Source organism: Kribbia dieselivorans NBRC 106261, from assembly GCF_001552435.1.
Taxonomy (GTDB): Bacteria; Actinomycetota; Actinomycetes; order Actinomycetales; family Dermatophilaceae; genus Kribbia; species Kribbia dieselivorans.
This window is the reverse complement of sequence record NZ_BCRE01000170.1, coordinates 1-6,303: the sequence shown is the minus strand read 5'-3', so window position 1 is coordinate 6,303 and position 6,303 is coordinate 1. Positions and strand designations below refer to the sequence as shown.

The window sequence follows — 6,303 nt, the reverse complement described above, 5'->3', positions numbered from 1 at the left end:
CCGCCTGCTTCGCGACGGCGCGGCGGCTGGTGCCACGCTTGCGAGGGGTGCGCTTCGCCGGGGCGGGCGCGCTCTCCTCGCCGGCGTGCTCCCCGCTGGTGGTCTGGTCGTTCGTGGTCTCATCGGAAGCCATGTGGCGCCCTTCCGCTCCGGGGGGTCGGTGCCACACCCGGCGCCCCGATGAGGGGCCGCCCGCCGCCCCGTCGGGGCTGTTGCGGCCGTGGCCGGTCGCCACGGAAGTCTGGTTTCACCTGCGTGGCTCGCGCGGTGCGCGTCACCCTTCAGGTGCCGGCGACGGCCTCGTCGGCAGCCAATGGGTCGGCCACCCTCGCACGTGCGTCGTCCCATGGGCCCTGGGAGAGCCTGGTCACCAGCGGCGGTGTCAATGGCTCGAAATGCGCCACGGCACGCAGTGCGGTCAGTACGTCGTCGGGACGAACGGCAGGTGTGGTGTGCCGAACGACCATGTGCATTATCGCATAGACGGGGTCGGTCGCGCCGGAGACGTCCGCGGAGAGCACCGCGGCGCGCACGTCGAACGTCTTCGGCCCGGACTTGAAGGTGCGCGTCACCTCGGCCCGCTCGGCCGACATCAGGGCCTCCACCGCGGCGGCGACCACGCCGGGCTCCTCGGTGCGGAACTCGACGCGCCACGTGCTGGCCTGCAGTCGGTCGGCCAGGGCCCCGGGCTGCGCCTCGACCACCTCGACGATGTCCAGCCCGTCGGGCAGTGCGGCATCGAGCGCGGCCCGCACCTTGTCCGGGTCGACCCGTACGGTCGTCGAAATCTCGAAGTATTCGGCCTCGCTCGCCGCTCCGGTCTGAGCACCGTTGGCGTACGAGATCTTGGGGTGCGGGTGGAACCCTGCCGAGTAGGCCATGGGCACCCCGGCCCGACGCAGCGCCCGTTCGAGCGCGCGGGAGAAGTCACGGGTCGAGGAGAACCGCAGCCGGCCGCGCTTGGCGTACCGGATGCGCAGCTTCTGGACCGCCGGGGCCGGGGGCGGCCCCTCGGGGGTGCGCTGGCGACCCATCAGGCCTCCAGACCGGGTCGCGGACCGCCACCGACGACCGACAGCGGCAACAACGTCTTGCCGGTCGGGCCGATTTCTATCGAAGTGCCCATCTGAGGGCACACGCCGCAGTCGAAGCACGGCGTCCAGCGGCAGTCCTCGACCTCACCGCCGGCGAGCGCCTCCTGCCAGTCCTCCCACAACCAGTCCTTGTCCAGGCCGGAGTCGATGTGGTCCCACGGCAGGACCTCGGACTGCTCCCGCTCCCGCGTGGTGTACCAGGCGACGTCCACGCCGGTGCCGGCCAGACCGCGCTCCGCCGCGGCCATCCAGCGCTCGTAGGAGAAGTGCTCGCTCCAGCCGTCGAAACGGCCGCCGTCGCGCCACACCTCCTCGATGACCCGCCCGACCCGCCGGTCACCGCGGCTGAGCAACCCTTCGACGACGCCCGGCTCACCGTCGTGATAGCGGAACCCGATCGACGATCCGTATCGCTTGTCGCTGCGGATGGCGTCGCGGAGCTTGGCCAGGCGCGCGTCGGTCTCCTCGGCGCCGAGCTGCGCGGCCCACTGGAACGGGGTGTGCGGCTTGGGCACGAACCCGCCGATGCTCACCGTGCAGCGGATGTCACGGCGCCCGGAGACCTGCCGACCGGTCTCGATGACGCGCTTGGCCAGGTCGGCGATCTGCAGCACGTCCTCGTCGGTCTCGGTCGGCAGACCGCACATGAAGTAGAGCTTGACCTGCCGCCACCCGGCGCCATAGGCGGCGGCCACGGTGTTGATCAGGTCCTCCTCGGTGACCATCTTGTTGATGACCTTGCGGATGCGCTCGCTGCCGCCCTCGGGGGCGAAGGTCAGGCCGGAGCGTCGTCCGTTGCGGGTGAGTTCGTTGGCCAGGTCGATGTTGAACGCGTCCACGCGGGTGCTCGGCAGCGACAGGCCGGTGTTCGTGCCCTCGTACCGATCGGCCAGACCCTTGGTCATCTCGGCGATCTCGGAGTGGTCGGCGCTGGAGAGGGAGAGCAGGCCCACCTCCTCGAACCCGCTGGCGGCCAGGCCGGCCTCGACCATCTCGCCGATGCCGGTGATGCTGCGCTCGCGCACCGGGCGGGTGATCATCCCGGCCTGGCAGAACCGGCAGCCGCGCGTGCAGCCGCGGAAGATCTCCACGCTCATCCGCTCATGCACGGTCTCGGCCAGCGGCACCAGGGGTGTCTTGGGGTAGGGCCATTCGTCGAGGTCGGTGACGGTGTGCTTCGAGGTGCGCCACGGGACTCCGCCCCGGTTGGGCGACACACGTTGGATGCGACCGTCGGGCAGGTAGTCGACGTCGAAGAAGGCCGGCACGTAGACGCCGCCGGTCGCGGCCAGACGCGCGAGGATCTCCGTGCGACCGCCCGGACGCCCCTCCGCCTTCCACGCCGCGATGAGGTCGGTGACGCCGAGCACCGCCTGCTCACCGTCGCCGATGATCGCCATGTCGATGAAGTCGGCGATCGTCTCGGGGTTGAACGCGGCATGCCCCCCGGCGACGACGAGCGGATGGGACTCGTCGCGGTCGGCGGCGTGCAGCGGGATGCCGGCGAGGTCGAGCGCGGTGAGCATGTTCGTGTAGCCGAGTTCGGTGGAGAAGCTCAGCCCGAAGACGTCGAAGTCCCCCACGGCCCGGTGGGCATCTACGGTGACCTGCGGCAGGTCGTGCTCGCGCAGCAGCGCCTCCATGTCCGGCCACACGGAGTAGGTGCGTTCGGCCAGGGCGTTGTCGCACTCGTTGATGACCTCGTAGAGGATCTGCGTGCCCTGATTGGGCAGACCGACCTCGTAGGCGTCGGGGTACATCAGGGCCCAGCGCACCGTGAGGTCGTCGCCGTTCGCGGCATGACCGCCGACGTGCCAGTCCTTGACGGTGGAGTTCAGTTCGCCGCCGACGTACTGGATGGGCTTGCTGACCTGCTCGAGCAACGGCTCGAGGTCGGCGAAGTACGAGGCTCCGGGCTGGTGAGGCATGCCTTCTAGGGTAGCCCGCGGCGCCGGGTGCTCCGTGAGTCCCGGCGCCGCGTGCGTAAGCGATCAGGTCGTGTACAGCGAGTTGAGCTGGTCCGCGTACTTCTCGACGACGGTCTTGCGGCGCAACTTGAGCGACGGGGTCAGGTCGCCCTCTTCCACCGTGAGGTCGCGGCCGAGGATGTGGAACTTCTTGATGGTCTCCCAGCGGTTGAGGCCGGAGTTGAGTTCGTCGATGTAGCCCTGGACCATGTCGCGGGCCTGGGGGCTGGAGACGATCTCCTCGTAGCTCTTGCCGCCCAGCCCATTCGCCTCGGCCCACGGCGTGATGGCCTCGGCGTCGAGGGTGACCAGCGCCGTGACGAAGTGGCGGTCGGCGCCGTAGACCATGAACTGGCCCACGTAGGGGCAGATGCCCTTGAAGCGGGATTCGATGATCGACGGAGCGACGTACTTGCCGCCGGAGGTCTTGAACAGGTCCTTCTTGCGGTCGGTGATGCGCAGGAAGCCCTGGCCGTCGATTTCGCCGATGTCACCGGTGCTGAACCAGCCCTCGGCATCGATGACCTCGGCGGTGGCCTCGGGGTTGTTGTGGTATCCCTCCATGACGCCCGGGCCGCGCACCAGCACCTCGCCGTCGTCGGCGATGCGGATCTCGGTGCCGGGGATCGGCCACCCGACCGAGCCCAACTTGTAGGCGTACGTGCGGTTGACCGTCGCGGCCGAGGAGGTCTCGGTCAGGCCGTACCCCTCGAGGATGGTCATGCCCGCGCCCTTGAACCACTGGGCGATGTCCGGGTTGAGCGCGGCCGAACCGGAGATGAAGGTGCTGATGCGTCCGCCGAAGCGCTCGCGGATCTTCGAGAGCACGAGCTTGTCAGCCAGGCCATACTGCAGCGCGAGCAGGCCGGAGGGTGTGCGGCCCGTGGCCTCGACCGCGGCCACCTGCTTGCCGACGTTGCTGGCCCAGGTGAAGAGCTTGTACTTGATGCCGCCGGCTTCCTCCATGCCCAGGGAGACCTTGCCGTAGACCTTCTCGAAGATGCGCGGGGCCGCGGCCATCGTCGTCGGCTTGACGACGGCGAGGTTGTCGATGATCTTGTCGATCCGGCCGTCGACGGCGGTCTTCATGCCGGCGGTGATGGCCACACAGATGAGCTGCTTGCCGAACACGTGCGCCAGCGGCAGCCAGAGGTACATGACGTCGTCGGCGGTGACCAGACCGGTCGAGACCGATGCGGCGCCCTGGTACGCCCAGGTGCTCTGCTTGAGGCGCACGCCCTTGGGCCGGCCGGTCGTGCCGGAGGTGTAGATGATCGTAGCGAGGTGCTCGGGCCGGCTTTCATCGATGCGGGTGTCGACGGCCTGGGGGTCGCCCGCAAGGACGCCGTCACCGAGCTCCGCCAGTCGGTCAAGGCTGATCGTGTGGTCATCGAGGGTGACGCCGGTCGGGTCGATGACGATGATCGCCCGCACACCGGAGAAGCGCTCGCGCACGGAGTTGATCTTGTCGACCTGCTCCTTGTTCTCGGCCACGACGATGACACTGCCCGAGTGGTCGAGGATGTACGCGACGTCCTCGGCGATCGTCGTCGGGTACACCGTCGTGGTGGCGCCTCCGGCGAGCATGATCGCCAGGTCCATGAGAATCCACTCGTAGCGGGTGCCCGAGGCGATGGCGACCCGGTCCTCGGCGGTGATGCCCAGCGAGATCAGGCCCGCGGCGTAGCGGGTGACGATCGCGTCCGTCTCGGCCCAGGTCAGGTCGTTCCAGTTCTCGTTGGCGTCCGGGTACGAGTACGCCACACCACCGGGGGTGGCGGCGACCCGGTCACGGAACATCCGGCCGACCGACGGGGCGAGGTTCTCGACCATGTCGCGGTCGTACTGCTCATCTTCTGGACGGGTCAGCTGTGCCTCGGTCATCGGGGCCTACTCCTTCGTGGGCTGGACATTTCAGTCAGCCTTTCACGATGGGAGCGGGATTTCGACCCCTTGCTCCAGAATGTGACTCATCGGTAACGAGACGCTCACCACACCCGTCTGCCGCTCACTCCCCCAGCAGGATCCGGCGGCACTCATCCACATCGCGACCGATCGCCGCGATGAGTTCGTCGAGGGAATCGAACCGCTGATTGGGCCGCACCCAGGCCACGAAGTCGACGGCGACGGTCTCGCCATACAGGTTGAGGTCGGTGCGGTCGAGCACGTACGCCTCGACGACGACCTTCGTCAGGTCGGCGAACGTCGGGTTCAGGCCCACCGAGATCGCCGCCGGCAGCCGACGGTCGGGCGCGTCCAGGGGCAGGTCCAGCCGCTCGAACCACCCGGCGTAGACCCCGTCGGCCGGCACCACGCCGGTGCTCGACTGGCTGAGATTGGCCGTGGGGAAGCCGAGGTCGCGCCCGCGTTGCAACCCGTGGACGACCGTGCCGAGGACGCGGTGCGGCCGCCCGAGGATCTCGGCGGCCTTGTCGACCTCACCGTCGCGCAGGTGCCCGCGGATCATCGACGACGACCACCGCTCGTTGTCGCCCTGGTCCGGCAGGACGATGACGTCGAAGCCGTACCGCGCTCCGAGTTCGTGGAGTTGGTCGACGTCACCGGTGTACCCCGCCCCGAAGCCGCGGGTGTCCTGGCCGACGACAAGGGCCGCGATGCCCAGGCCGTCGACGAACACCGACCGGATGTAGTCCTCGGCCGACAGTTGGGCGAACTCGCGGGTGAACTCCAACACGAGCAGGCCGTCGACCCCGGTCTCCTCGATGAGGTGGTCGCGCAGCACGCCCGGGCTGATGAGTTCGGGGGCACGCTCGGGGTGGAGCACCCGCACGGGGTGCGGCTCGAACGTGACGACCACGGCCGGCAGGTCCCGCTCGCGGGCGGCGGTCTTGACGGCGTCCAGCACGGCCTGGTGGCCGCGGTGAACTCCGTCGAAGTTGCCGAAGGTGGCCACGCAGGGCTTCAGCCCCGCCGGAGTCTGGCTCGGGTCGGTCCAACGATGCACGACGACACCTTAGTGCCGAACCGGGCGTGGACTACGACGCGGCCGGGGCAAAGACGACATGGGTGCGCGCGCCGGCCCGCGTCTCGTCGAGCATCGCGACGAGCGATCCGTCCGGCGCCAGGGCCGCGACCGGCTCGGTGCGGCCGGGTTCGGCCGAGGCGATGCGCTGTCCGTAGCCGAGCTTGGTCGCCTCCTCTTCGGTCAGGTGACGCACCGGGAACGCGGCGGTGGCGGCGTCGGCCAACGGGGTGATCGGCGGGTCCTGGCCGGCCTCCCC

4 protein-coding genes and 1 pseudogene are annotated in these 6,303 nt (G+C 69.3%); all 5 read right to left on the bottom strand.

Annotated elements, in window-relative coordinates; genetic code table 11:
- Positions 1-281: 281 nt before the first annotated feature.
- On the bottom strand, positions 282-1,034 hold the full coding sequence (locus KD1_RS13190) for a TIGR03936 family radical SAM-associated protein (RefSeq protein ID WP_068402646.1): 753 nt from the start codon (positions 1,032-1,034) through the stop codon (positions 282-284).
- A complete protein-coding gene (locus tag KD1_RS13185) occupies positions 1,034-3,022 on the bottom strand; it encodes a TIGR03960 family B12-binding radical SAM protein (protein WP_068402644.1) in 1,989 nt (662 codons plus the stop codon). The genes KD1_RS13190 and KD1_RS13185 overlap by 1 nt, the downstream gene beginning before the upstream one ends.
- A gap of 63 nt (positions 3,023-3,085) precedes the next feature.
- The gene (locus KD1_RS13180; RefSeq protein WP_068402641.1) at positions 3,086-4,945 is read right to left on the bottom strand and encodes an AMP-dependent synthetase/ligase; all 1,860 of its coding nucleotides are present in this window, start codon (positions 4,943-4,945) and stop codon (positions 3,086-3,088) included.
- A gap of 124 nt (positions 4,946-5,069) precedes the next feature.
- Positions 5,070-6,026, bottom strand: coding sequence for a bifunctional riboflavin kinase/FAD synthetase (locus KD1_RS13175; protein ID WP_068402639.1), 957 nt, complete (start codon positions 6,024-6,026; stop codon positions 5,070-5,072).
- A 31-nt stretch (positions 6,027-6,057) separates the two neighbouring features.
- Positions 6,058-6,303 (bottom strand): annotated as a pseudogene (gene truB / locus KD1_RS13170) (tRNA pseudouridine(55) synthase TruB); the annotation flags it as partial.

Coding starts and splice junctions, on each gene's coding strand:
- KD1_RS13190 (WP_068402646.1), bottom strand. CDS start 1,034: ATGGGTCGCCAGCGCACCCCCGAGGGGCCGCCCCCGGCCCCGGCGGTC.
- KD1_RS13185 (WP_068402644.1), bottom strand. CDS start 3,022: ATGCCTCACCAGCCCGGAGCCTCGTACTTCGCCGACCTCGAGCCGTTG.
- KD1_RS13180 (WP_068402641.1), bottom strand. CDS start 4,945: ATGACCGAGGCACAGCTGACCCGTCCAGAAGATGAGCAGTACGACCGC.